Raw genomic sequence first — 25,746 nt, forward strand, 5'->3', positions numbered from 1 at the left:
CAGGGGCCTCGCCGGACACATTGCGAAACAAAAAGGCCGCGCAGAACGCGCGGCCTTTTCGATGAATTCGGCGGGGGACGACTACCGCCACTCGACCTTGGTGATCTCATAGGCCTTGGCGCCGCCGGGCGTGTTGACCTCGACGGAGGCGCCCTTCTTCTTGCCGATCAGCGCGCGCGCGAGCGGCGAGGTGATGGAGATGCGGCCTTTCTTGGCGTCGGCCTCGACCTCGCCGACGATCTGCCACACCGTCTTCTTCTCGGTATCCTCGTCGACCAGGGTCACGGTCGCGCCGAACTTGATGGTGTCGCCCGACAGTTTTGAGATATCGATGATATCGGCGCGCGCGAGCTTGTCCTCGAGCTCGGCGATGCGGCCCTCATTGTGGGACTGCTCTTCCTTCGCGGCATGATATTCGGCGTTCTCGGACAGGTCTCCGTGCGAGCGTGCCTCCGCGATATGCTCGATGATGCGCGGACGGTCCTCCGACTGGCGCTTCTTCAATTCTTCCCCGAGCGCGGCAAAGCCGGCCACGGTCATCGGAACCTTTTCCATCGTCTCTCTCGTCCTCCGGCTGTGCGCCCCCAACGGTCTGAGAGCGCAGGCAACCTTTGATTCGTCAGTGTTTCCGCGGGCCGAAACATGGCCGCGGGAAGGGTTATGTGGGTCCGGCGCCGGAACAGAACAACCACAATGGCCGGACAGTTCCTCTGGCCATTGTGGCTTCATCGCCAACCACTTAGCGGGAGCTCGGCCCCCGCTAACGGATCAGGTTTCCGAAAAATAGCTCTGCAGGGTACGAACCTCAAGGTCCCCGCCCAGATAGGCACGGATGCCCTGCGCGGCTGCCACGGCCCCGGAAAGAGTGGTGTAATACGGCACTTTATGCAAGAGGGCGGCCCGCCGCAGCGAACGGCTGTCGGCGAGCGCCTGTGGGCCTTCGGTGGTGTTGAAGACGAGCTGGACGTCGCCATTGGTGATGGCGTCCACGATGTGCGGCCGCCCCTCCAGCACCTTGTTCACCTTCTCGGTCGGGATGCCCTGATCGGCGAGGTGCCGCTGGGTGCCCGAGGTTGCCAGCACCTTGAAGCCGATCGAATGCAATTGGCGCACGGCCTCGGTGATGCGGATCTTGTCGCTCTCGCGCACCGAGACGAACACCGTGCCCTTGCCCGGTACCCGCGTGCCGCCGCCGAGCTGGCTCTTGGCGAACGCGACTGCGAAGGAGCGGTCGATGCCCATGACCTCGCCGGTCGAGCGCATCTCGGGCCCCAGCACCGTGTCGACGCCGGGGAAGCGCGCGAACGGAAACACCGATTCCTTGACGCCGACATGCTTGAGGCTGGCATCCTTCAGATTGAAGTCGGCGAGCTTCTCACCGGCCATGATGCGCGCGGCGATTTTTGCGACCGGCGTGCCGACCACCTTGGCGACGAAGGGCACAGTGCGCGAGGCGCGCGGATTGACTTCGAGCACGTAGATCTCGCCGTCCTTGATCGCGTACTGCACGTTCATCAGGCCGACGACGTCGAGCCCGAGCGCGAGCTCGCGGGTCTGCCGCTTCAGCTCCGCGATCATGCCGGCGTCGAGCGAGTGCGGCGGCAGCGAGCAGGCGGAATCGCCCGAATGGATGCCGGCTTCCTCGATATGCTCCATGATGCCGACGATGAAGGTATCCTCGCCGTCACAGAGGCAGTCGACGTCGATCTCGGTGGCGTCGGAGAGATAGCGGTCGAACAGCAGCGGGTTCTTGCCGAGCACGGTGTTGATCTGCCCGGTCTTGTCGTTCGGGTAGCGCGCCTTGACGTCGGCCGGCACCAGCTCGGGGAGCGTGCCGAGCAGATAGTCGTTGAGCTGGTTTTCCTCGCGGATGATCTGCATCGCGCGGCCGCCGAGCACGTAGGACGGGCGCACCACCAGCGGCAGGCCGAGATCGGCCGATACCAGGCGCGCCTGCTCGACCGAATAGGCGATGCCGTTCTTGGGCTGCTTCAGCCGCAGCTTGTCGAGCACGCGCTTGAAGCGGTCGCGGTCTTCGGCGAGATCGATGGCGTCGGGCGAGGTGCCCAGGATCGGTACTTCGGCCGCTTCCAGTGCGCGCGCCAGCTTCAGCGGGGTCTGGCCGCCGAACTGCACGATCACGCCGTGCAGCGTGCCCTTGCTGCGCTCCTTGTCGATGATCTCCAGCACATCCTCGGCCGTGAGCGGCTCGAAATACAGCCGGTCGGCGGTGTCGTAGTCGGTCGACACCGTTTCCGGGTTGCAGTTGACCATGATGGATTCGTAGCCGGCGTCATGCAGCGCGAAGCAGGCGTGACAGCAGCAATAGTCGAACTCGATACCCTGGCCGATGCGGTTGGGGCCGCCGCCGAGGATGATGACCTTCTTCTTGTCCGACGGCGCGCTCTCGTCGGCGGGCGCGCCTGCAAACGGCGCCTCGTAGGTCGAATACATGTAGGCGGTGGGGGAGGCGAACTCGGCCGCGCAGGTGTCGATGCGCTTGTAGACCGGACGCACGCCGAGCGCGTGGCGCTTAGCCGTCACCTCGGCTTCGGTGGTCTGCGCCAGCACCGCAAGCCGCGCGTCAGAGAAGCCCATGGCCTTGAGCGTGCGCATGCCGAAGGCGTTGCCGGGTAGGCCGTTCTTGCGGACCTTCTCCTCCATGTCGACGATGCCGCGCATCTCGCCGAGGAACCACGGATCGATCTTGCAGGAGTTGAAGATGTCCTCGTTCGACCAGCCCAGCCGCATGGCTTGCGCGACCTGGAGGATGCGGTTCGGCGTCGGCGTGCCCAAAGCGGCCCGGATCGCGTTCTTGTCGTCGTCGCGGCCGAGACCCTCGATCTCGATCTCGTCGAGGCCGGTCAAGCCGGTCTCGAGCCCGCGCAGCGCCTTCTGCAGGCTCTCCTGGAAGGTGCGGCCGATCGCCATGACCTCGCCGACCGACTTCATCGACGTCGTCAGCGTGGTGGAGGCGCCGGGGAACTTCTCGAACGCAAAGCGCGGCACCTTGGTGACGACGTAGTCGATCGTCGGCTCGAACGAGGCCGGCGTCGCGCCGCCGGTGATGTCGTTGGCGATCTCGTCGAGCGTGTAGCCGACCGCGAGTTTTGCCGCGACCTTCGCAATCGGAAAACCGGTGGCCTTCGAGGCCAGCGCGGACGAGCGCGACACGCGCGGATTCATCTCGATGACGACCATGCGGCCGTCTTCCGGATTGACGCCGAACTGCACGTTGGAGCCGCCGGTCTCGACCCCGATCTCACGCAGCACCGCCAGCGAGGCGTCGCGCATGATCTGGTATTCCTTGTCGGTCAGCGTCAGTGCCGGCGCCACCGTGATGGAATCGCCGGTGTGCACGCCCATCGGATCGAGGTTCTCGATCGAGCAGACGATGATGCAATTGTCCTTCTTGTCGCGCACCACCTCCATCTCGTACTCCTTCCAGCCGAGTACGGATTCTTCGATCAGCACTTCGTTGGTGGGAGACGCGTCCAGGCCGCGCTCGATGATGTCGAGGAATTCTTCCTTGTTGTAGGCGATGCCGCCGCCGGTGCCGCCCATGGTGAAGGAGGGGCGGATAATCGCGGGCAGGCCGATCTCGGACAGTGCCATCATCGCCTGGCCGAACGCGTATTCCTGGTAGCGCTTGCGGCGATCGCTCTCGCCCAGCGTCCACTGCCGCTCGTGCTCTTCGAGGGCTACGCCGGAGAGCTTTTCGCGCTCGGCGAGGTATTTGTCGCGGAACGACTTCTTCAATGCCGACGCGTTGGCGAGCCGCGACTTCGGCGTTTGCAGGCCGATCTTCTCCATGGCATTGCGGAAAAGCTGGCGGTCTTCCGCCTTGTCGATGGCGTCAGCGGTGGCGCCGATCATCTCGACGTCGAATTTTTCCAGCGTGCCCTGCCGGCGCAGCGACAGCGCGCAGTTCAGCGCGGTCTGCCCGCCCATGGTCGGCAGCAGCGCAAAACCGCCGGGAATGACGTGACGTTCCTTCTCGATGATCTTTGCGACGATCTCGGGCGTGATCGGCTCGATATAGGTCGCATCGGCCAATTCCGGGTCGGTCATGATCGTGGCCGGGTTGGAATTGACCAGGACAATCCGGTAGCCCTCTTCCTTCAGCGTTTTCACCGCCTGGGTGCCCGAATAGTCGAATTCGCAGGCCTGGCCGATCACGATGGGACCGGCGCCGATGATCAGGATGGTGGAGATGTCTGTACGTTTGGGCATCAACTCTCGCCGGACTGGGAATTGGGCACAAAAAAAGGGCGCGCTACCGCGCGTCCCCTGTGGCCGAAGCGCGATCAGCAAAAGTGGTCACCGGTTTTGCGTCCGATCGCGCTTCGATTCTTAAGAAGCGCATGATCTTATCGCCAAACCGCCTACACTTTGGCGGATCATGCGCCAGCGCGGGGTAGTCTCCCTCGCGCGCGGGTGGGTCTTAGACCAGATTTTTGGGCGGCGAAACCCCGAAAAGCGCCCATCAACCAGCAATTTTGAGCGATTTGGGCCGCGCCTGCCAGCCACGGGCAAGATGCACCAGAAGCGAGGCCGCAACGCTCGAGCCGCCAATCCAGCCGAGGTCATTTGGCGAGAGTGTCGCCAGCACCGCGCCGCCCAGGGCACCGCCGATGGCAAAGCCGAGATACATCGCCGAGGCGTTGAGCGAGAGCGCGATCATCGAGGCCTGCGGCTCGATCCGGATGATGCTGGCGACCTGGGCCGGATAGAACGCCCAGCCCGAGATGCCCCAGAGGAAGATCGCGCCCAGCACCGCATAATGCGCCTGCCCCGGCATCAGCTTCAGGACCAGCGAATGCAGGATCAGCGCGCTCGCCATGCCGGCGAGCCCGAGTGCCGCGGTGGCGAGCGTGCCGAGCCGGTCGGCCAGAATCCCACCGAGCATGTTCCCGATCGCGGCCGCGCCACCAAACACCAGCAGCGCAAGGCTGATTTGCGAAGCATCGAATCCGAGGCCGCGCAGCGGGACAGCGAAATAGGTGAATACGGTGAAGCCGCCGAGCGCCCATAAAACAGTGATCAGAAGCGCGATCAGCACGTTGCTGTGACGGGCCACCGCCAGCCGTTCGGCGAGCGAAGCGGTGTTCCGCGGTAGCCCGCGAGGCAGGCCGAGCAGGAGCCCGGCGAGCGCGACGGCACCAAGCAGCGCGACCATGACGAACGTCGCGCGCCAGCCGAGCAGGCTTCCGACGAGATTGCCGAGGGGAACGCCGAGGACGGTCGCGACCGTAATGCCGGAGGTGACCAGTGCGACCGCGCGGCCGCGCCGTTCGGGTGCGGCGACTGCCACCGACACGGCCAGCGCCGTCGGCATGCACAGCCCGGCGCCCAGGGCCATCAGCATCCGCGATGCCAGCAGCAGCACGTGGCCTGTGGCGACCACCGCTGCGAGGTTTCCGGCGATGAAGGTCGAGAGCGCCAGTGCCAGCACGGTCCGGCGGTCGATGTTGTTCAATGTCACGGCCAGGATTGGCGAGCCCACCGCATAGGTGAGGGCGTAGGCGGTGACCAACTGCCCGGCCGCCGACACGGAAATCGACAGGTCGCTGGCGATCGCCGGCAAAAGACCTGCAATAACAAACCCTTCGGTGCCGATCGCGAAGGCCGCCAAGGCCAGCCAGAACACGCTCATTGGAGAAATCCCTATGTTCAATGTTTATTGAACTATTGATCGCGACGATATGCCTGTCAATAAGTTCAAGAACTATTGAACATTACGGTCGGTTCGCTATGATTACGGACCATGAGCCGCACGCCTCTCCATCCCACCCGCGAGCAGATCGAGCTGCCGATGGTCCTGGATTGCCTGAGCGATCCGATCCGTCTGGCGATCGTCTATCAACTCGCCCAGCAAGAACGTGTCAGCAACGAACTTCGTTGCGGCGACTTCAACGGCCTCGCCGGCAAGTCGAACCTCGCCTACCACTTTGCCAAGCTGCGCGAATGCGGGCTGATGCAGACCCGCATTGTCGGCACCAGCCGCCTGATGCGGCTGCGGCGTGAGGATCTGGACGCGCGCTTCCCGGGCCTGCTCGATGCCGTGATCAACTCAGCGGCCAAGGATGCCGATCGGCTTCAGCCTCTGTCCGCGTGCGATGTGGTCGAGGCGGATTGAAGACGAGGTGAGCTCGGCTGCGCAGTCGGCGCGAAGCTGGCTTCGCCCTTCGGGCTTCGCCGCGGCAGTCTTCGCTACGATAGGGGCTTGCCGAGCCGAAGCCGGCGGGGCCGGCGAAGGCCCGCCTCCGCTCGTTGAGCTACGGCGTGGCAGGCTGGCTCGCCTAGCCGAAGCGGCAGAGCCGCGAAGGCTGGAGACCCGGCCTGGATTTGAACCAGGATAAAGGACGATGCACCGTCCCCGCGTTGACGCTTCCGCCACCGGGCCGCAGAGATCATTGCCGATCGGGGTGCGACAAGCCACCTCAGCCCTTTATTAACCCTAACCGCGCGCCAAGGCCGGCCGCGCGATGAAGGTCATGCGCCAGCGGTTGTGCCCGATATTGGTGTGGGCCCGCTGCGCCGAGAATCCGGCCGCGGTGAGTTTTGCCGTGATCTCGGCCTCGCTGTAGCGCTGCAGCCCGACGCGTGAGCGCAGGTGCCGGTAGTCGGAGAGCGCCGTCGAGATCAGCCCGACCAGCGCGTCCTTGAGGAAGCCGTGACGCGCGCCAAAGGAGAGCAGTGCCGTCACGTCCCGGCCCATGCCGACCTCCGGCCGCAGCACGTCGCCGAGGACCAGCTTTCCGGACGGCTTGAGCAGTCGGCGGATCACCGTGAACGCGGAATCGAGCTCCTCTGGCGTCATGTATTGCGCGACCGAGTTCATGATGACGAGGTCGACCGACTGCTCGGTCATCTTCCTGACATCGTCGAGCGAGCGGACACGGATTTTTGTGTTCGGCGCAAAACGCGCGATCAGCCGGCCGCGCACGCCGGGCGCGGGCTCAGCCAGGATCAGCTTGCCGCAGGCGGCTGCGACCTGGCCCGCCGACAGCGCCTCGCCACAGGCATAGTCGAGCACGGTCGCGTCCGATGCGGAGATGTAGCCGATGATGTCGCGCGCGATGATCTGGAAATGCAGGTCGCGATGCAGCTTGCTGACATAAATCGTATGCGTGGAATCGTAATAATCGATCCAGTCGTCCATGGCACTCAAAGGTCCCGGCAAGGTCAGTTCCTGGGCAGGAACGGCGGCTGATCGCCTGCGTTAAGGGATGCGACGGCGCGCCGTCAATGTGCGGTCCTAACAGGAAGGTTCCCCGTGAGCAAAGCCAAGTCTGACACCAGGTCCGATAAAATCTCGCCCGATCTCGACACCCCCACCGATCTGCAGCCGGCCGCGGTCAACAAGATCTCGGAGGCGATCAACGTGCTGCTGGCGGATGCCTTTGCGTTGTACCTGAAAACCAAGAATTTCCACTGGCATGTCAGCGGCCGGCATTTCCATGACTACCATGTGATGCTGGACGAGCAGTCGGATGCGATCTTCGCCACCACCGACCAGCTTGCCGAGCGTGTCCGCAAGCTCGGCGGCGCGACGCTGAAGTCGATCGGCCAGGTCGGCAAGCTGCAGACCATCCAGGACAACAACGAGGACTACGTCCCGCCGCGCGAGATGTTGCGCGAGCTGATGGAGGACAACAAGCAGATGGCCGCCGCCATGCGCAAAGCCCACAAGCTCTGCGACGAGCATGACGACACCGGCACCGCAGCCCTGCTCGAGGTGTTCATCGACGAGACCGAGCGTCGAACCTGGTTCCTGTTCGAGGCGAGCCGCCAGGAAGGCAGCAACGCGGCGTGACGCCGGATGCCTGCCCGCGGGCTGCCGTCAAGTCATCGCGATCGGAAATGGCGCTGTAACCACACGAGCAGCTTGACGAATGCCGGCGACATGACGGTGTCCGCACCCGTGAGCACGGTGTCGCGCCCCTGGTCCTGGATCGAGATCGAATACGACATCGCGTCGCGCAAGCCTTCGGGCCGCGGCGGCGAAGGGCCGGCCGCAACCGCTGCTGCGACGAGCTCGCCGAGCTCCTTCGTGATGGCCGGATCGAGCGTGGTGGTATCGAGGACGAGCGGCGGGCGCTGGAGCAAAACTCCCGCGCCCTGACCGCCGTGTTGCGCCAAGCTGATCTTCATAGCCAGAAGTTTACCGAAACGCGGCCGTCAAGTCACTGGCGGCCGTGTTTCGATTGAGGCCACTTAGTGCGGCCGACCCTGCTGCATGCCTTCCAGCGTACGTGAGAGCGCCGTGAGCTGACTGGAGAGCTCGGCGATCTTGTGCGCGACCTCAGTTGCATCGTCGTGGCCGTTGGCCATGGCCGGTGCGCGGCGCATGCGACTGGTGGTTCCGGCCAGCGAGCGAACGCCGCTGATCGGGAGACCGACGTCCTTCCATGCCGATGCGACCGCCTGCTGCTCCGCGCTCTGCGCGCCGTAGAGCTGTCCTGCCTTGAGGTAGGTCGTGTCGGCGAATTCCTGGAAATTCGTCGTCTGGTTCGACGCCAGAAGTGAGGCGTACCAGATGTGTCCCGGCGCTTCCCACGCAAATCCGCCGATGCCGACCGCGGTCAGATAGAATGCCTTGTTGGGAATGCCGGAGTTGATGTGCACGCCGCCATTGTCGCCGTCATCCGTGTCCGGCAGGTTGACATATTTCCGCATGTGGTCGGGCTGCGGGTCCTTGCCGAGCATCGGATTGTTGTAGGCCTTGCCCGGCTCCTTCATCGATCGCAAGGCGTCCGCGCCGACGTCGGGCGTGAACACTTCGGCGCCGATCAGCCAGTCGGCCTGATCGGCCGATTGCTTCTTCACCCATTGCTTGACCAGCGAGCCGAACACGTCGGAGATCGACTCGTTCAGCGCGCCCGACTGATTGTGATAGATCAGGCCGGCGGCCTGCTCGGTGACGCCGTGCGTGAGTTCATGGCCGATCACGTCGATCGACTTGGTGAAGTCGGTGAAGAGAACGCCGTCCCCGTCGCCGAACACCATCTCGGTGCCGTCCCAGAACGCGTTGTTGTAGGCCTCGCCATAGTGCACGAAGCCGTTGAGGCGCATGCCGTGCCCGTCGATCGAGTCGCGATCGAGGACCTGCTGGTAGAAGTCGCGCGTGTCACCGAGGCCGTCGAATGCCCGATTGACGCTGTCGTCCTTCGCCTTCGCGCCGTCCTCGGTACGGGCGACTGTCGCCGAACCGAGCAGGGTGGAATTGCCGCAGTCAGAGATCGTTCGCCTTCCGTGCGACGACGGCGCGGCCGCAGCCGCGACGAGCCCGCGGATGGCACGCTCGCCGCGCAGGCGCGACGTCGACAGCAACGTGCGCAGGGCCGCGTCGCGAATGCGGCTGTCGGTGTTGTCGAGCAGCTTCTTGAGAACGTGGGGCGGGGTGATGCAGTTGATGCAGCGGCAACGGCTTTTGAACATCATGATCGACTCCAATGGTGCTGAGAAAAGGTGCTTGGGAAAAAGCAAATAAAAATGAGGAAATACAACCTCGGCGATTATCTATCGGAGGTAGATGAAGTCAAGGCGCGAAGATGTCGCGATTGCGTGAAGATGATTTTGGGCGGAAAATCGCGAAAACGTCAGTTCCGTTTCCACAATCTGACCAGCGGGCCGTCCTCGCCCATCACCGGATCGCTGCCTGGCACAACCACTGCGGGAATCGTCTTCAGCGCCTTCGCGTAATTCTCTGGCGTCGCGCGCGTGATCTCCATCCTTGCGCCGGGCGGATAGGCGCCGATCACGCAGAAATGCTCCGCCGCCGAGAGGAGCTGATGCCCCGTGCCGGCGGGGAGGATCGCGACGTCGCCCGCGGCGATCTCCAGCACCTGGCCGTGATCGCCGCCGAAGCGTACGCGGGCGCGGCCGCGTGCCACGCCGAGCACCTCATGCACGGTCGCGTGATAATGCAGGTAGTCGTAGACGCCGTTGCGCCACATCCCGCCCCAGCCGTTCCGGCCAAAGAGGCCTTCGACGGTTTCCTCGGGCGCCTTCGGATCGAGCTTCACCGCGCCCCGATAGACCAGGAAGGGAAGGATGTTGTTCGGCACGAGCCCGTCGTCCGCGAAGACGATCGCAAGCGGCTCGGCGTTGTCACGGACGACGGACATGGTGGGCTCCCAGAGGCATCATACAGCGCATCAAGGCGCTACGGGCGCGCTTGTTCCTGGCATCCGGGCGAGGCGAGCCGGTCCGCGGGGTTGAGGGAGATCAAGGCGCAGACGGCGATTCAGGGGCACGCAAACCCAAGCGAAGGGAATGGAACGCCATGAACGCTTCTGACATTGCGCAGCGCCACTTTTCCGCGGCCGTCGACGAGGCGGAGACGAGCGGTCTGGGATACGAGCCGGTTTGCCGCTCCCTGCTCAATCTCGTCATCTCGAAATATCTGGAGACGAGGTCGGTCGCCGACATCCAGGCGGAGCTGCGCTTCATTGCCGAGAACTGCGATCCCGACACGGATTTCATGTTCATGCGCCCGTGATCGGCGGACCCGGCGGGTTTGCCCGCCAGGCAACTTCAGAGCTCACGCGCTCTTCTTCTGCCGCATCAGATTGGCAAAGCGCTGGAACAGATAGTGCGAGTCGCGCGGGCCGGGCGACGCCTCGGGGTGGTACTGCACCGAGAACACCGGCTTGCCGTCGAGCTGTATGCCGCAATTGGAGCCGTCGAACAGCGAGATGTGGGTCTGCGTCGCGCCTTTCGGCAATGTCTTCTCGTCCACGGCAAAGCCGTGGTTCATCGAGGTGATCTCGACCTTGCCGGTGGTCTCGTCCTTGACGGGATGATTGGCGCCGTGATGGCCCTGATGCATCTTCTTGGTCTTGGCGCCGACGGCGAGGCCGAGCATCTGATGCCCTAGGCAGATGCCGAAGGTCGGCGTGCCCGACTTGATCACCTGCTGGATCACGGGAACAGCGTATTTGCCGGTCGCGGCCGGATCGCCCGGACCGTTCGACAGGAAAACCCCGTCGGGCTTCATCGCCAGAATGTCTTCGGCCGAGGTCGTGGCCGGCACGACCGTCACCTTGCAGCCGACGCCGGCGAGCAGGCGCAAAATGTTGCGCTTGATGCCGTAGTCGATGGCGACGACGTTGAATTCGGGCTTCTCCTGCCGGCCAAAGCCTTCGTTCCACACCCAGGGCGTCTCGTCCCAGTTGAAGCGCTGGCTGGAAGTGACCATCGGCACGAGGTCCATGCCTTCGAGGCCCGGCCACTCGCGCGCCTCTTCCTTCAGCCCGTGCAGGTCGAACTCGCCGGTCCTGGAATGCGCGATCACGGCGTTGGGCATGCCCTTCCTGCGGATCAGCGCGGTGAGCGCGCGGGTGTCGATGCCGGACAGACCGATGATGCCGCGGGCCTTCAGCCACTGGTCGAGATGCTTGGTGGCGCGGAAGTTCGAGGGATCGGTGATGGCGGTGCGCAAGATCACGCCGCGCGCGCCGGGCGTCGCGGCCATGTTCACCGTCTCGATGTCTTCCTCGTTGGTCCCGACATTGCCGATATGCGGGAAGGTGAAGGTGATGATCTGCCCGGCATAGGAGGGATCGGTCAAGATCTCCTCATAGCCGGTCATCGCGGTGTTGAAGCAGACTTCGCCCACAGCTTGCCCTTCGGCGCCGAGGCCGAAGCCTTCGAGCACCGTGCCGTCGGCAAGCACGAGGAGCGCGGTCGGTTTGTGGTCCGGCCAGGCGGGATCGTTTTCATGTTGTGTCATGAGCCCGCTTCATAGAGCCCGCGGGCGCCGCCGTCAAAGCGGAAGGGACCGGATTCACATGCGTTTTTGCATATTTGACAGGCCCCGGCAGGCACCTAAGGTCGGCAGGACAATTTCCGGCAAATTCAGAGGCTTGCGAGGCAATAATGGACCGGACGACCCCGATTGTGCTGGTTCCGGGGCTGGCGTCCTCGGCCCGGATCTATGCGCCCGTGATCCCTGCGCTGTGGCGTTTCGGCTCCGTGACCGTCGCCAACCACATCCGTGACGACAATATCGCCGCGATCGCCCGCCGTATCCTCCCCGAGGCGCCGCCGCGCTTTGCCCTGGCCGGCCATTCCATGGGTGGCTACATCGCCTTCGAGATCATGCGGCAGGCTCCCGAGCGCGTGACAAAGCTCGCGCTGATCAACACGCAGGCGCGGCCCGATACGCCGGAGGCGACCGCGCGCCGCCGCAGCCACATGGAACGCGCCAGGCGCGGCGAGCTTCGCGCCGTCCGCGAGGAGAGTTTTCCGGAGCTCGTGCATCCGTCGCGGCGCGATGACGCCGAGATCCTCCGGCTCGTGCATGCGCAGGACGAGGATGTCGGCGTCGAGGGCTATCTGCGCCAGCAGACCGCGATCATCGCCCGGGTGGATTCGCGCCCGACGCTTGCGGCCATCAAATGCCCGACGCTGGTGCTGACGGGCGATGCCGACAACACCATCCCGAATGCGCTCTCGAAGGAGATGGCCGACGGTATCGCCGGCGCACGGCTCGTGATCCTCGACCGCTGCGGGCACCTGCCGCAGCCCGAGCAGCCCGAGGCGACCGCGCGGGCGCTGACCGAATGGCTCGAGAGCTAGGTTGTCTATCCGCTGCGAACGGCCTAGATCAGGCGCAACATATCCGAAGGGAACACGACCATGATGCGCGACGATATCAACAATGCGATCAAGGAGGCCATGAAGGCCAAGGACGAGCGAAAACTCTCCACGCTGCGCATGGTCAATTCGACCATCAAGAACGCCGATATCGAGGCGCGCGGCAACGGCAAGCCGCCGCTCTCGGATGCCGACCTGCTCGGCGTGCTGCAGAAGATGATCAAGCAGCGCCAGGAGGCGGTCGAGCTCTACGACAAGGGCGGCCGCGCCGAGCTTGCCGCGCAGGAGCGCGAGGAGATCGCGGTGATCTCGGCGTACTTGCCGAAGCAGATGTCTGACGACGAGGTGAAGAAGGCGATTGCCGACATCGTCGCCGAGACCGGTGCCGCCGGCATGAAGGACATGGGCAAGGTGATCGCAGCGCTGAAGACGAAGTACGCCGGCCAGATGGATTTTGGCAAAGCCAGCGGTTTGGTGAAGGCGGCATTGACCGGCTAACTCTCGCGAGGCGGGTGAGGGGTTCTCTCCGCGGGTGACCCTCTTGCATTGATATTCGCGGATAGAACCCCTCATCCGGCGCTTCGCGCCCCTTCTCCCACAAGGGGAGAAGGGGCACCTTTGTCGCGGCTGCAATTCCGTCTAGTCTCTATCCAGAGAGACACAAATCGGGAGCAACCGATGAGCGCCACCACGCCGTTCCGCATCGCCATCAGCGACGCCGTCCTCTCGGACCTCAAGTCGCGCCTGTCGCGCACGCGCTGGCCGGAGGCGGAACTGGTGGACGACTGGAGCCAGGGCGCGCCGCTCAAATGGATCCAGGAGATCTGCCGCTATTGGGAGACGGAGTACGACTGGCGGGCGCGCGAGGCAAAGCTGAATCGTTTCGCGCAATTCACCACCGAGATCGACGGGCTCGACATCCACTTCCTGCATGTGCGCTCGAAGGAGCCGAATGCGCTGCCGCTCGTCATCACCCATGGCTGGCCCGGCTCGATCGTCGAATTCCAGAAGGTGATCGAGCCGCTGGTCGACCCAGTGGCACACGGTGGCAACGCCGCCGACGCGTTCCACGTCGTCTGTCCCTCGCTGCCGGGTTTTGGCTTCTCCGGTAAACCAAAGACCACCGGCTGGGGCGTCGACCGCATTGCCGCGACCTGGGCGAAGCTGATGGACCGCCTTGGCTATGCGCGTTACGGCGCGCAGGGCGGCGACTGGGGTTCGGCAGTGACGACCTCGCTCGGTGCGCATGACCCCGCGCATTGCGCCGGCATCCACATCACGCTCGCCTTCAACGCGGCGCCCAAGGTCGATGGCGAGCCGACGCCTGAAGAGAAGCGGGCGCTCGCTCGCTTGAAGCACTACGTCGATCTCGACTCCGGCTACTCAAAACAGCAATCGACGCGTCCGCAGACGCTCGGCTATGGCCTGACGGATTCGCCGAGCGGGCAGGCGGCGTGGATTTTGGAAAAGTTCTGGGCCTGGACCGATTGCAACGGCCATCCCGAATACATTTTTACCAGGGACGAACTGCTCGACAATGTCATGCTGTATTGGGCGACGGAGACGGCGGCCTCCTCCGCGCGGCTCTATTGGGAGAGTTTTGGCAAGCGCCGCACCACGCCCAAGGTGACCGTGCCAACGGGCGTCGCGGTGTTCCCCAAGGAGATCATCACGCCAGTCCGGAGCTGGATGGAGCCGAACTTTCCCAACATCACCCACTGGAGCGAGATGGAGAAGGGCGGCCATTTTGCCGCCTTCGAGCAGCCGGAGCTGTTCGTCGGCGATGTCAGAAAGTTCTTCCGGACGCTGCGCTAGGCCGCAGCCTCCAGCGTCATGCCCGGGCTTGTCCCGGGCATCCACGGCCTTAAACTGCCCCGCCAATAAGAAACGATCGGGAAGGCGACCAGGGCCATGCTCAACGAAGCAAAAACCTACGACGAGCTCTATCGCACTTTTCGCTGGGACATCCCGGCGCGCTTCAACATCGCGGATGCCTGCTGCGACCGCCATGCCGACGGCAGCGGACGGCTTGCGCTGATCTATGTCGACGAGAATGGCGCAACGACCCGTAGCTCGTTCGATGAGGTGGCCGAGATGTCGCGCCGCTTTGCCAATGTGCTGAAGGCGGACGGCCTGAACCGTGGCGACCGCGTCGCGGTGTTCCTGTCGCAATCGCTGGAACTGCCGATCGCGCATATGGCGGCGTTCCGCTCCGGCATGATCTCGATCCCGTTGTTTGCGTTGTTTGGCGAAGACGCGCTGGAATTCCGCCTGTCGAATTCCCAAGCCAGGGCGATCATCACCGACGAGCCCGGTTGGGAGAAACTGACGAGGATCCGCGACCGGCTGCCCTACCTGCAGGACATCTACGTCACAAGCGGCGCCGTTCACGCCGGCGCAAAACCGTTCTGGTCGGCGATCGAAACGGCGGCCGAGGAATTTGCGACCGTCGATACCTCCGCCGACGATCCCGCGCTGATCATCTACACCTCCGGCACGACGGGTAATCCCAAGGGCGCGCTGCATGCGCATCGCGTCGTGCTCGGCCATCTGCCCAATGTCGAGATGTGCCACAACTTCCTGCCGCGTCCCGGCGATCTCATGTGGACGCCGGCGGACTGGGCCTGGATCGGCGGGCTCGTCAACGGCCTCTTGGCATTCTGGTATCACGGCATTCCGCTGGTCGGTCACCGCGCGCGCAAATTCGAGCCGCAGGCGGCGATGCAGATGATGGCCGATCTCGGCATCCGCAACGTCTTCCTGCCGCCCACCGCGTTGAAGCTGATGCGGCAAGCCGGCGTGAAGCATGCGGGCGTCAAGCTGCGAAGTATCTTCACCGGGGGTGAATCGCTTGGTGGTGAATTGCTTGGCTGGGTGCGCGAGACCTTCGGCATCGATGCGCACGAGGTGTTCGGCCAGACCGAGTGCAATCTGGTGATCGGCAGCAACTCCAACCTGTTTCCGATCCGCCCGGGCTCGATGGGCCGGGCGACGCCCGGCTTCGACGTCCGCATCGTCAACGACAAGGGTGAGGAGCAGCCCACGGGGCAGCGCGGCATCATCGGCGTGCGCCAGCCGTGCCCGGTCACCATGATCGAATACTGGCGCAATCCCGATGCGACCGCGAAGAAATATGCCGGCGAATTCCTGCTCACCGGCGACCTCGGCGTGCAGGATGCGGACGGCTATTTCTGGTACGTCAGCCGCGAGGACGACGTCATCACCACCGCCGGCTATCGCGTCGGCCCGTCCGAGATCGAGCACACCCTGATGAAGCATCCCGCCGTCGCGATGGCGGCGGTGGTCGGCATCCCCGATCCGATCCGCACGGAATCGATCAAGGCCTGGATCGTGCTGCGCCCGGGTTTTGCGCCGGACGACAAGCTCGCGCAGGAGATCCAAGAGTTCGTGAAGGTGCAGCTCGCTGCCCACGAATATCCGCGCTTCGTGCAGTTCGCCGAAACGCTGCCGATGACGGCGACCGGCAAGGTGTTGCGCAGGGAGCTGCGGGCGCTAGGGTAGCCTTTCTTCTGGATTCGACGCGGTCAACTCATGCCAAAAACTGCTTCTCGCGCTGCGGGCCTGCACCGCGCTTCGCTTGGCAAACTCCACGATTTGGACGCGGCGCTGGAGCTGATGTATTACGGCTGGCGCGGGATGACGCTCCTGGCCGACCAGTATCTTGCCACGCTCGGCCTGTCGCGCCCGCACCATCGCATTCTCTACGTTGTTGCGCGACAGCCCGACATTTCGATCGGCTCACTGATCGAGGTGCTCGGCATTTCCAAGCAGGCCTTGAATCGGCCGCTCAACCTGCTGCTCGAACGCAAGCTCCTGACATCGAAGCGGTCGCCCGAGCAGCATCGCTCCAAATTGCTGCGCCTGACACAAGAGGGGCAACGCGTCGAGCAACGGGCCTCGGGCTACGAGCGCAAGGTCCTGCGTGACGCCTTTGATCGCGTCGGTCAGCCCGGTGCCGCGGCGTGGATGGCCGTGATGGGGGTCATCGCCGACAACAACTAACCTCTAAGGTCAATCTAGTTGACGTTAGAATGATGCTGTGCCACCTTCGCCGCAGTGCCGGAGGAGGGTGACGCGTGAGCGAACGGATCATGGACCGGGCGGCGGCCGGACGCTTTGTCGAGGCCTGGTGTGCAAGCTGGTGCAGGGTCGATATCGATGCTGTCGTCGCGCACTTTGCCGAAAACGCCGAGATGCGTAGCCCATTGGCGCTCAAATTGACGGATTCGCCTGTTGTCGTCGGCGCTGAAAACATTCGCGCCTACTGGCAGAAGGCCTACGGCGCGATCGAGAGCGCGGACCTGAAAATCCTGAACTGGAGCTGGGACGATACGATCGCGCGGCTGACGGTGTGGTGGCAATTGGGCGACACGCGCGCCAGCGAGTTCATGGATTTCGACGATGCTGGCCGTGTGGTGCGCAGCGAAGCCTTTTACGGAAAATAGCCATGCGTTTCTCTGATTTCGTCCTGTTTCTCAACACGCTCTGGTTCGGGGGAGCATTCATCCAGTTCAGCATTGCCCAGAGCAATACGCTGAAGATACTGGTGCCCCGAGAGGAGCGCGGTAATCCGATCGCGCCGACCTTGTCGGCCAGCGTGGCGTTTCTCGGCGCGATGAATCTGCCGATCGGGCTCCTGTCACTGTACCTGCTGGCAACAAGACCGCCCTTCTTTGGGGCGCATGACGCGCAGATCGCGTTGTTCCTGTTCTTCTCCGCGTGTCACTTCGGCCAGTTTGCCTACAACCTTCCGGTCCTGATGCGCGGTGGTCGCGTCGGGGTGGCCTATTGGCCCGTGTTGAAAGGCCCGATGCTCAGGATCTTCGTCATCGATGCGACGCTGTTCGTGGCAAACCTCGTTGTCGCCATCCTGCCCGCGCTCCGCTGAAGCATCCCTCCTTACCGCGACGTCGCCGACAGGGCTGACCGCAGCATCGCGGCAAGATCCTTCCGCCGGAACGGCTTGGTCAGAATGCGGGCGTCGCCGACTCCGTCCGGCGTCTTGACGGGATCCTGGGTGTAGCCGGAGGTGAAGAGCACCTTGAGCTCGGGCCGCAGGCCGGTTGCTTGTCTGGCAAGCTCCGGCCCGAACATGCCGCCGGGCATGACGACGTCGGTGAACAGCAGGTGGATGTCGCCGGGCCGGCGCAACAATTCCAACGCCGCGGGGCCATTCGATGTCGCAACGACGCGGTAGCCGAGCGCCTTCAGCTCGCTCTCGACATAGGCGCGTACCATGTCGTCGTCCTCGACGACGAGAATGGTCTCGCTTCCGTCGGGTGCGGTGATCCGCTCCGCGGGGGACCGATCCTCTTTCAGCGGCGTGACCAGACGGGGAAAGAACAGCCTGACGACGCTGCCTTGTCCCGGTTCGGACTGGATCTGCACCAGTCCGCCGGATTGTTGTGCAAATCCGTAGACCATGCTCAGGCCGAGCCCGGTCCCCTTGCCGACCTCCTTGGTGGTGAAGAACGGCTCGAAGGCGCGGCTCGCCACCTCGGCGGTCATGCCGCCGCCGGTATCCGCCACAGCCACCATGACGTAGTCGCCAGGCCGCGGCTCGCCATTGACGTCGAGGTCGGATGCTCCGAGCGAGCTGTTGCGCACCTCGACCGTCAGCTTGCCGCCCTCCGGCATCGCGTCGCGCGCGTTGAGCACGAGGTTGAGCAGGGCCGTTGCCAGTTGGCCGGGATCGACGCTCGTCGGCCACAAATCCGGTTCGAACGCGAAGCTGCACTCGATGTGCTCGCCCAGGGATCGGCGCAAGAGCTGCTCCATGCCGAGAACCTTCTCGGCGATGTCGATCTCTCTCGGCCTCAGGGGTTGCTTGCGCGCGAAGGCGAGCAGGCTCCGTGTCAGGTCAGAACCGCGCTCGGCGGCGGTCGCGATGTCGTCGGCGATCCGGCGCAATTCCTTGTTCCCCGCCAGCCTGTCGGCAAGATGCTCCGAATTGCCGAGAATGACGGTCAGGAGATTGTTGAAATCGTGCGCCACGCCACCGGTGAGCTGACCCATGGCTTCCATCTTCTGGGATTGGCTGAGCTTATGGCTGAGGTCCTCGATGGCGGCGCGTTGCTGCTGCAGCGACTCGGCGGTGCTGTTGAGCAGGGTCATCAGCCCGCCCAGTTCGCCGCGCGGATGGGGAGGCGGAATTCGCGCACTGAGGTCGCCAAGCCCGAGCTTCCTCGCCATTGTGGCGAGCCGTCCGACCTGGCGGCCGACGCCCACGGTTGCAAGGATCCAGACGCCCGCGAGCAGCAGCAGCGAAGCCACCGCGAGCAGCGCGATGTCCTCGTAAAGCCGCCGGTTCGCCGCCGCGACCAGTCCGTCCTTGGACCGTCCGACCATGATGTAGAGGCCGGCATCGCGGGTCGAAGGCGAGCGGGCGACGGCCCATACCTGCGTGCGGCCCTCGCGATCGGTGACCTCTTGAAACGCCGCGCGATCGGGCGTTGTCGCGAACCGGAACAGGTCGGATCCCACGATCGACCCGCCGACGGGCTCGCTCCAGCCTCCCGTCGGGGCGACCAGGACCTTGCCTTTGCGGTCGACGAGCAAGACCTCCTTCTCGGCGAGCAGCCGCTTGTGGTGATGCTCTGCGAATTTGCGCAGGTTGAACGAGGCGAGCAGGATGAACTTCAGCCCGCCCGCCTCCGATCGCACGGGATATGCGATCTGCAGCACCGAGGTTCCGGTCAGCCGGCCGAATACCGGCTCCAGCGCGACGCCGCTGCGCGAGACCAGGGCCTGCTTGAAATAGGCGCGATCCCTCAGATCGAGGCTGCGGTTGGTCCGCAGCGAGTCGCAGAACAGGCTGCCGTCCGGATCGATGGTCAAGATCCCGGTGAACTGCGGGTATTCTTCGCGCACTTCCGACAGGAACGCCGAGCACGCTGCCTTGTCGCGCGTGTCGAGGTCGCGGGCACGGGCCAGACCATAGTGAAGCTGGGCGGTGCCCTGGATCTTCTCGTCCAGATCGATCGCGATGTCGTCGGCCGACGCGGCCAGATTGGCCAAGGCGGCGTTGATGTCGCTGGTCCGATTCTGCACGAAACGCAGCCCGACAAGGATCGCCGGCACCAGCATGGCCGCGATGACGAGTATCAGTAACCGGGTACGCAAGCTCATCGTTCGGGCGGTCCGCGTATTGCGCATGCTTGTTCGAAAACGCCAATCTGCGGCACCACCCTCCGCCCAGTCCATAGGGATCGTGTCGAAAAGCCTTGCCCAGGGCACAGATTTCGAGCCGCACGCATTGCGGACCGGCCTCCGGAGGGAGTTCCTGGCGCTACCGCTGCCTTCACGCCGCCCCGGCATCAAGTCGCGCGTGCATGGCAGGCGCGAGAGCGCTAATATCGCGGCCGATGCGCGCGATGGAGATCGCGCCGATGCGTGGAGGAAGCCCATGTCCATCTCGGGCAAAGTCGATCCGGTGGTGCGCCCCGTGGCGGCGACCGACATCGCCGAGGCGCTGATCGAAGGATTGCGCGATTTCCAGGCGCTGCCGATCTATGGCTTGGCGTTCGGCGCGTTTTATGCCGCCGGCGGCATCACCATCGTGCTCTGCCTCACCGCCTTCGGCATGATCTATCTCGCCTATCCCCTGGCCGCGGGTTTTGCGTTGATCGGGCCGTTCGTTGCGATCGGGCTTTATGAAGTGAGCCGCCGTCGCGAGCGCGGCGAGCCCGTCTCCTTCGGCGCGATCTGGTCGACGGTGCGATCGCGCAGCGAGATCGGCTGGATGGCCTTCGTCACGCTGTTCGTGTTCGTGATCTGGATGTACCAGGTGCGGCTCCTGATCGCGCTCTTGCTCGGCCTGCACGCCTCGTTCTCGAGCTTCCAGGAATTCATGACCGTGGTGCTGACGACCAGCGAAGGCCTGACCTTCCTTCTCCTCGGCAACGCGGTCGGCGCCGTGCTGTCGCTGATCCTGTTCTCGCTGACGGTGGTATCGTTCCCGCTGCTGCTCGACCGCGAGGTCGACTTCGTCACCGCCATGGTGACGAGCGTGCGCGCAGTGGTCGCCAGCCCGCTGCCGATGATCGGCTGGGCCGCGGCAATCGTGATGCTGCTGATCGTGTCGGCGCTGCCTTATTTCCTCGGACTGATCGTCACGTTGCCCGTGCTCGGCCACGCGACCTGGCATCTCTACAGGCGGATCGTGGCGCCGTTGCCGGCCTAGAGCATGATCCGGAACAGTGCGTCGCGGTTTTGCCTCGCGACAAACACGGAACGCGTTTGCGCGGAGATCATGCGCAAACAAGGAGCTAAAGCGCGATGACTATTCAACCCGAGACCATCGCGCTTTAGGATCCCGCCTGCAACACAGGTGGAGGAAGCCAATGTCCATCTCTGGCAAGATCGATCCCGTGGTGCGCCCCGTGGCGGCGACTGACATCGCCGAGGCGCTGGTCGAAGGCTTGCGAGATTTCCAGGCTCTGCCGATCTATGGCCTTGTCTTCGGCGCGCTGTATGCGGCCGGCGGCATCGGCATCATTCTGTGCCTCACCGCCCTCGGCATGGCTTATCTTGCCTATCCGCTGGCAGCGGGATTTGCGCTGATGGGGCCATTCGTGGCGATCGGCCTCTACGAAGTCAGCCGTCGGCGCGAGACCGGCGAGCCGGTCTCCTTTGGTGCGATCTGGTCAGCGATCAGGTCGCGCAGCGAGATCGGCTGGATGGCCTTCGTGTCGCTGTTCTTCTTCGTGGTTTGGATGTACCAGGTCTGGCTCCTGATCTCGCTCCTGCTGGGACCCCACGCCTCGTTCTCCAGCCTGCGGGAATTCGCGACGGTGGTTCTCACGACCACTGAAGGCCGGCTGTTCCTCGCCATCGGCAACGCGGTAGGCGCTACGCTGGCGCTGATCCTGTTCTCGCTGACGGTGGTGTCGTTCCCGCTGCTGCTCGACCGCGAGGTCGACTTCGTCACCGCCATGGTGACGAGCGTGCGCGCGGTCATCACCAGCCCGCTGCCGATGATCGGCTGGGCCGCTGTCATCGTGATGCTGCTGCTCGTGTCGGCGCTGCCGTACTTTCTCGGCCTGATCGTGACGCTGCCCGTGCTCGGGCACGCGACGTGGCATCTCTATCGGAGGCTGGTGGCGCCGGTTTAGTGTCGTCCTGGCGAAAGCCAGGACCCATTACCCCAGGGAGGAGTTGTGGCGCGAGCTGGTCATAACCAGTCCTCGCAAAACTCCTCCCTGGGGTAATGGGTCCTGGATCTGCGCTCCGCTCGGGACAACGCTGCGCGTTGCCAGGAGCTGCGCTTGTCCAGGACGACGACCGAGCGCTACGGCACCTTGATCCCCATCGCCTTCAGCGCTTCCAGCATCTTCGCGGGCGGGGCCATCTTGATCTGCGGCGCTTGGCCGGTTTCCAGCAGGCTCTTCAAGCCGGAGAGGATCGCGGGCCAGCCGGTGCGGCCGCCGGAGAGGATGTCGTCGCTGAGCGGTCGATCGTGGCGTTCGCTCATGGTGAGACGGACGGCTTCGCCCGCTTGTGCGATCTCGTAGGTGACGAGCGTGGTGCCGAGTTTCTCGACGAGGTCGGGCCAGTTGACGTTCCAGCTCACGGTCAGCCGGTTCGGCGGATCATATTCGAGCACCTCGCCACTGATGTGCTCCGAGCCGTCGGGTGCGCGTACCATGAACTTGCCGCCGAGCCGGGGCTCGGTCTCGACCGCAAAGCCCGAAAAATATTTTCGGCTGAATTCCGCCATCGTCAGCGCCTCCCACACCTTCTCGGGCGTGGACGCGATGTAGATGGTGTAGACCGTCAGCGGCTTGAACTGATCGAGGCTCATCACGCATCGAATCCCTTGTTGAGCGCCGCGCGCGGAATTGCGAGCACCTTGCCGGTCTCCAGCAGGCTCTTGAGCCCCGACAGGATCGCCGGCCATCCATTGGAGACGGCGCCGAGATATTTGCCGCCTTCGATGAAGCCGTCATGCAATACGGTCAAACGCACGAGCGAGCCGAATGGTTCGATGGTGAAAACCACCCGCGAGATCGGTTCGCCGCGCAGCTCTTCGTACTTCTGGTGCTTAAAACTGTAGGACAGGCGCCGCGGCGGATCGGCCTCCAAAATCTCGCCGGAATCGGTGATCTCGCCGTCAAGCGTGAGCGCGAAGGCGGAGCCGACCTTCCAGTCGGATCTGACCTCGGCGCCGAACCAGTAAGCCTGCGTGAATTCGCTCGACGTCAGCGCCTGCCACAGCTTCTCCGGCGTGGTCTCGATGTAGGTGACATAGACGAATTGCGGCTTACTCATCACGCTTCTCCAGTTGACGTTTCAACTCGCTGAGCGCGGCGAGCTTGCTGCGCTCGAACTTCCTGATCCAGCGTTCGCCGATCTGGTGGATCGGCAAGGGGTTGAGATAGTGCAGCTTCTCCCTTCCATGCCTGATCGTCGTGATCAGGTTGGCGTCTTCGAGAATCGCAAGGTGCTTTGTGACGGCCTGGCGCGTCATCTCCAGGCCTTCGCAGAGTTCGTTCAGCGTCTGCCCGTTCTCGGCGTGAAGCCTGTCCAAGAGCGACCGTCTGGAAGCGTCAGCCAGCGCTTTGAAGACCTCGTCCATGGCCGACATAATAGGCAACCAAATGGTTGCATGTCAATACCGTCATTCCGGAAACCGCGCAGCGGTTATCCGGAGTCTCGAGATTCTCAGGTGCGCAACTGTGCACCCTAGTTCGCGCTTCGCGCGCCCCGGAATGACGACGGAGAAATCGTGCCTTTGGCACGTGCAAATCGCTGTGTTAGCCTTCGGCGTCAGCCAACGAAGATTGGTTCCGGGAGGCTACATGATCGGTCGCGTCCAACTCGCTGCATGCTTCGTCCTTCTCGCGTGCGGCGCCAGTGCCCTGGCGCAGAAGCAGCAGGTGATCGGCGCGCCGCCCGAATCCTCCAACATGAAGCTCATCGGCTTCAACGACCTTCAGGCCCGCAGCGCCTATCAGCCGACCATCCATCACCAGGGCGATCGCTGGATCGCCTATATCGGCCACCACGGCGGCACCGACGACGTGCCCGCGCCGGTCAATCCGTTGACGGGGCAGGCGGAACCGAACGGCACCTCGATCGTCGACGTCACCGATCCCGCGCGCCCGAAATATCTGCGTCACCTTCCGGGCCAGCCCGGCAAATACGAATCCGGCGGCGCGCAGATGGTGCGCGTCTGCGACGGCAAATCGTTGCCGAAGGGCGATCCCAATGCGGTCTACATGCTCAGAACCTTCGGCGGCGAGGCGCACGAGATCTGGAACGTCGCCGATCCCGCCAACCCCGTGCTCGTCACCCGCATCAGTGGTTTGAAGGACACGCACAAGAACTGGTGGGAGTGCGACACCGGCATTGCCTATCTCGTCTCGGGCGCGCCGGACTGGCGCACCCGCCGCATGACGCAAATCTATGATCTCTCCGATCCCGCGCAGCCGCGGAAGATCAGGGATTTTGGCCTGCCCGGGCAGGAGCCGGGCTCGACCGGCGCGGTGCCGACCGAGCTGCACGGGCCGATCTCGACCGGACCCACGGGCAATCGCGTCTATTTCGGCTACGGCACCAACAAGGGCGGCATCTTGCAGATCGTCGATCGCGAAAAACTGTTGAGCGGCGGCAAGGAGCCGACGCCGGAGAATTTGCGTTATCCCGAGATTGCGCGGCTGCCCATGTCTGCCTTCAACGGCGCGCACACCACGTTCCCGATGCTCGACATGCCGATCGCGGAGTTCGCCGAGGACAAGGACGGCAAGACGCGCGACATCGTCATGATCGTGGACGAGGCGATTTTGAACGAATGCGCCGAGGCGCGGCAGATGGTGTGGTTTGCCGACGTCACCACCGAGACCCGGCCGATGATGATCTCGAACTTCACGGTGCCGGAGGCGAGCGGACAATTCTGCCAGCGCGGCGGCCGCTTCGGCTCGCATTCCTCGAACGAGAGCATGGCGCCGGTCTATTACAGGAAGCTCGCCTTCATCGCCTTCTTCAATGCCGGCGTGCGCGTGCTCGACATCCGCGATCCCTATCGCCCAAAGGAGGTCGGCTATTTCATTCCGGCGATCACGCAGGCGACCGACAGGCGCTGCATCCCGATCGAAGGCGGCGAGCGCTGCAAGGTCGCGATCCAGACCAACAATGTCGAAACCGACGACCGCGGCTACATCTACATCGTCGACCGCGCCAATACCGGCATGCATATTCTCGACCTGACCGGACCGGCCCGCGCGGCCGCCGGCCTGCCGCGGAACTGAATTCATGCGGCGCGCTGCGCGAGCGAATGGATAGTCGCAGCGTACCGGATACCCGCTTGCCGCCTACTCTGAAGCTTCGGCGCCCCAAGATCGCGAGCCCCGGCGAAGCCTTGGCGTAGCCGGGTCGCGGGGTATGACGTCCGCATTTGTGATGCGCAGGTGCGCCAGCCGAGCTTCCGTTTCCGCGGTTGACATGCATTAATGCCGTCAAACGCCTCCAGCCGGGTTCCTCCCCATGATGTCCATGCAAGCCTACCTCGCCTTCCTCGCCGCCTGCATCGCGTTGGCGCTGCTGCCGGGGCCGATCGTGACGCTGGTGATCGCCAACGGCCTGCGCCACGGCACCCGCGCCGCGCTGACTAACGTCGCCGGCGCACAAGCAGGGCTCGCCATCGTGATCGGCATCGTCGCGATCGGACTGACCTCGCTGATGGCGACGATGGGCTACTGGTTCGACTGGGTGCGCTTTGCCGGCGCCGCCTATCTGGTCTGGCTCGGCATCAAGCTGATCTGGTCGCCGGTCGAGGGCGTCAAGGTCGACGAGCCGCCCCCGCCGCCGCGCGGCGGCTTCTTCCTCCAGGGCTTTCTGGTGTTGCTGTCCAACCCGAAGGTGCTGGTGTTCTTCGGTGCATTCATCCCGCAGTTCATGGACATGAACCAGCCGCACTTCCCGCAAGTGGCGCTGCTCGGCATCACCTTCATGGTCACCGCCGTGATGACCGATGCGCTCTATGCGCTGGCGGCGGGCCGGGCGCGAAAGTTCTTCTCGGCCGAGCGCACGCGGATGATGTCGCGCGTCTCCGGCGGCTTCATGATCGGCGGCGGAATCTGGCTGGCGCTGACCCGCGCCAAATAGGCGTTATCCGGGCAA

The 25,746-nt window shown here is 64.1% G+C and carries 26 protein-coding genes; 14 read left to right on the forward strand and 12 right to left on the reverse strand.

The features are described 5' to 3' along the window. Window positions 1–81: 81 nt before the first annotated feature. The 3 genes from greA to JQ632_RS10745 all read right to left on the reverse strand — a co-directional run bounded on the left by greA (window position 82) and on the right by JQ632_RS10745 (window position 5,656). Window positions 82–555, reverse strand: coding sequence for a transcription elongation factor GreA (gene greA, locus JQ632_RS10735; RefSeq protein WP_212402281.1), 474 nt, complete (start codon window positions 553–555; stop codon window positions 82–84). 213 nt (window positions 556–768) lie between these two features. Then, window positions 769–4,233: a carbamoyl-phosphate synthase large subunit gene (gene carB, locus JQ632_RS10740; protein WP_212402282.1), complete on the reverse strand. Its 3,465-nt coding sequence runs from the start codon at window positions 4,231–4,233 to the stop codon at window positions 769–771. 253 nt (window positions 4,234–4,486) lie between these two features. After that, window positions 4,487–5,656, reverse strand: a complete 1,170-nt coding sequence (locus JQ632_RS10745; protein ID WP_212402283.1) for an MFS transporter — start codon at window positions 5,654–5,656, stop codon at window positions 4,487–4,489. Between the two features lie 111 nt (window positions 5,657–5,767). Here JQ632_RS10745 and JQ632_RS10750 point away from each other — a divergent pair, with 111 nt between their 5' ends. Next, the gene (locus JQ632_RS10750; protein ID WP_212402284.1) at window positions 5,768–6,139 is read left to right on the forward strand and encodes a helix-turn-helix transcriptional regulator; all 372 of its coding nucleotides are present in this window, start codon (window positions 5,768–5,770) and stop codon (window positions 6,137–6,139) included. 321 nt (window positions 6,140–6,460) lie between these two features. Here the strand turns inward: JQ632_RS10750 and JQ632_RS10755 are convergent, their stop codons facing one another. Next, window positions 6,461–7,165, reverse strand: a complete 705-nt coding sequence (locus JQ632_RS10755; RefSeq protein WP_212402434.1) for a class I SAM-dependent methyltransferase — start codon at window positions 7,163–7,165, stop codon at window positions 6,461–6,463. 114 nt (window positions 7,166–7,279) lie between these two features. Here JQ632_RS10755 and JQ632_RS10760 point away from each other — a divergent pair, with 114 nt between their 5' ends. Then, window positions 7,280–7,819: a Dps family protein gene (locus tag JQ632_RS10760; RefSeq protein ID WP_212402285.1), complete on the forward strand. Its 540-nt coding sequence runs from the start codon at window positions 7,280–7,282 to the stop codon at window positions 7,817–7,819. A gap of 32 nt (window positions 7,820–7,851) precedes the next feature. Here JQ632_RS10760 and JQ632_RS10765 read toward each other — a convergent pair whose 3' ends face one another. The 3 genes from JQ632_RS10765 to JQ632_RS10775 all read right to left on the reverse strand — a co-directional run bounded on the left by JQ632_RS10765 (window position 7,852) and on the right by JQ632_RS10775 (window position 10,133). Beyond that, on the reverse strand, window positions 7,852–8,157 hold the full coding sequence (locus tag JQ632_RS10765) for a protealysin inhibitor emfourin (protein WP_212402286.1): 306 nt from the start codon (window positions 8,155–8,157) through the stop codon (window positions 7,852–7,854). Between the two features lie 63 nt (window positions 8,158–8,220). Further along, window positions 8,221–9,447: a M4 family metallopeptidase gene (locus JQ632_RS10770; RefSeq protein WP_249151732.1), complete on the reverse strand. Its 1,227-nt coding sequence runs from the start codon at window positions 9,445–9,447 to the stop codon at window positions 8,221–8,223. A gap of 158 nt (window positions 9,448–9,605) precedes the next feature. Then, complete coding sequence (locus JQ632_RS10775; RefSeq protein ID WP_212402287.1) at window positions 9,606–10,133, reverse strand: cupin domain-containing protein; 528 nt, start codon at window positions 10,131–10,133, stop codon at window positions 9,606–9,608. Window positions 10,134–10,291: 158 nt separating this feature from the next. On the opposite strand from JQ632_RS10775, the gene JQ632_RS10780 reads away from it, so the two are divergent. Continuing rightward, window positions 10,292–10,507 carry a hypothetical protein gene (locus JQ632_RS10780; protein ID WP_212402288.1) on the forward strand — a complete coding sequence of 72 codons (216 nt, stop codon included), beginning with the start codon at window positions 10,292–10,294 and terminating at the stop codon, window positions 10,505–10,507. Window positions 10,508–10,549: 42 nt separating this feature from the next. Here JQ632_RS10780 and carA read toward each other — a convergent pair whose 3' ends face one another. Then, a complete protein-coding gene (carA, locus tag JQ632_RS10785; protein ID WP_212402289.1) occupies window positions 10,550–11,740 on the reverse strand; it encodes a glutamine-hydrolyzing carbamoyl-phosphate synthase small subunit in 1,191 nt (396 codons plus the stop codon). Window positions 11,741–11,886: 146 nt separating this feature from the next. Here carA and JQ632_RS10790 point away from each other — a divergent pair, with 146 nt between their 5' ends. From JQ632_RS10790 to JQ632_RS10820, 7 genes are all read left to right on the forward strand, one after another. Next, entirely contained in the window at window positions 11,887–12,588 is a 702-nt protein-coding gene (locus tag JQ632_RS10790) for an alpha/beta fold hydrolase (protein WP_212402290.1), read from the forward strand. Between the two features lie 60 nt (window positions 12,589–12,648). Beyond that, window positions 12,649–13,104: a GatB/YqeY domain-containing protein gene (locus JQ632_RS10795; protein WP_212402291.1), complete on the forward strand. Its 456-nt coding sequence runs from the start codon at window positions 12,649–12,651 to the stop codon at window positions 13,102–13,104. A 180-nt stretch (window positions 13,105–13,284) separates the two neighbouring features. After that, entirely contained in the window at window positions 13,285–14,421 is a 1,137-nt protein-coding gene (locus tag JQ632_RS10800; RefSeq protein ID WP_212402292.1) for an epoxide hydrolase family protein, read from the forward strand. A gap of 96 nt (window positions 14,422–14,517) precedes the next feature. Then, window positions 14,518–16,128 carry an acyl-CoA synthetase gene (locus JQ632_RS10805; RefSeq protein WP_212402293.1) on the forward strand — a complete coding sequence of 537 codons (1,611 nt, stop codon included), beginning with the start codon at window positions 14,518–14,520 and terminating at the stop codon, window positions 16,126–16,128. Between the two features lie 30 nt (window positions 16,129–16,158). Continuing rightward, on the forward strand, window positions 16,159–16,629 hold the full coding sequence (locus JQ632_RS10810; RefSeq protein ID WP_212402294.1) for a MarR family transcriptional regulator: 471 nt from the start codon (window positions 16,159–16,161) through the stop codon (window positions 16,627–16,629). 89 nt (window positions 16,630–16,718) lie between these two features. After that, complete coding sequence (locus JQ632_RS10815; RefSeq protein WP_212402295.1) at window positions 16,719–17,072, forward strand: nuclear transport factor 2 family protein; 354 nt, start codon at window positions 16,719–16,721, stop codon at window positions 17,070–17,072. 2 nt (window positions 17,073–17,074) lie between these two features. Then, entirely contained in the window at window positions 17,075–17,515 is a 441-nt protein-coding gene (locus JQ632_RS10820; RefSeq protein ID WP_212402296.1) for a hypothetical protein, read from the forward strand. A gap of 11 nt (window positions 17,516–17,526) precedes the next feature. Here the strand turns inward: JQ632_RS10820 and JQ632_RS10825 are convergent, their stop codons facing one another. Then, window positions 17,527–19,755, reverse strand: coding sequence for an ATP-binding protein (locus tag JQ632_RS10825; protein WP_212402297.1), 2,229 nt, complete (start codon window positions 19,753–19,755; stop codon window positions 17,527–17,529). Window positions 19,756–20,032: 277 nt separating this feature from the next. On the opposite strand from JQ632_RS10825, the gene JQ632_RS10830 reads away from it, so the two are divergent. Continuing rightward, window positions 20,033–20,809, forward strand: a complete 777-nt coding sequence (locus JQ632_RS10830; protein WP_212402298.1) for a DUF2189 domain-containing protein — start codon at window positions 20,033–20,035, stop codon at window positions 20,807–20,809. Between the two features lie 160 nt (window positions 20,810–20,969). Continuing rightward, on the forward strand, window positions 20,970–21,740 hold the full coding sequence (locus tag JQ632_RS10835) for a DUF2189 domain-containing protein (protein ID WP_212402299.1): 771 nt from the start codon (window positions 20,970–20,972) through the stop codon (window positions 21,738–21,740). A 176-nt stretch (window positions 21,741–21,916) separates the two neighbouring features. Here JQ632_RS10835 and JQ632_RS10840 read toward each other — a convergent pair whose 3' ends face one another. From JQ632_RS10840 to JQ632_RS10850, 3 genes are read right to left on the reverse strand one after another with little or no spacing between them, the layout of a single operon-like run. Then, window positions 21,917–22,429: an SRPBCC family protein gene (locus JQ632_RS10840; protein WP_212402436.1), complete on the reverse strand. Its 513-nt coding sequence runs from the start codon at window positions 22,427–22,429 to the stop codon at window positions 21,917–21,919. Further along, complete coding sequence (locus JQ632_RS10845; RefSeq protein ID WP_212402300.1) at window positions 22,429–22,896, reverse strand: SRPBCC family protein; 468 nt, start codon at window positions 22,894–22,896, stop codon at window positions 22,429–22,431. Before JQ632_RS10845 ends, JQ632_RS10840 begins: the two co-directional genes overlap by 1 nt. Beyond that, window positions 22,889–23,203, reverse strand: a complete 315-nt coding sequence (locus JQ632_RS10850; protein ID WP_212402437.1) for a helix-turn-helix transcriptional regulator — start codon at window positions 23,201–23,203, stop codon at window positions 22,889–22,891. The genes JQ632_RS10845 and JQ632_RS10850 overlap by 8 nt, the downstream gene beginning before the upstream one ends. A gap of 223 nt (window positions 23,204–23,426) precedes the next feature. Here JQ632_RS10850 and JQ632_RS10855 point away from each other — a divergent pair, with 223 nt between their 5' ends. Continuing rightward, the gene (locus tag JQ632_RS10855) at window positions 23,427–24,875 is read left to right on the forward strand and encodes an LVIVD repeat-containing protein (protein WP_212402301.1); all 1,449 of its coding nucleotides are present in this window, start codon (window positions 23,427–23,429) and stop codon (window positions 24,873–24,875) included. A 235-nt stretch (window positions 24,876–25,110) separates the two neighbouring features. Further along, the gene (locus JQ632_RS10860) at window positions 25,111–25,731 is read left to right on the forward strand and encodes a LysE family translocator (RefSeq protein WP_212402302.1); all 621 of its coding nucleotides are present in this window, start codon (window positions 25,111–25,113) and stop codon (window positions 25,729–25,731) included. The last annotated feature ends 15 nt before the right edge of the window (window positions 25,732–25,746 follow it).

The sequence above is a fragment of the Bradyrhizobium liaoningense genome, assembly GCF_018130955.1.
GTDB lineage: Bacteria > Pseudomonadota > Alphaproteobacteria > Rhizobiales > Xanthobacteraceae > Bradyrhizobium > Bradyrhizobium liaoningense_C.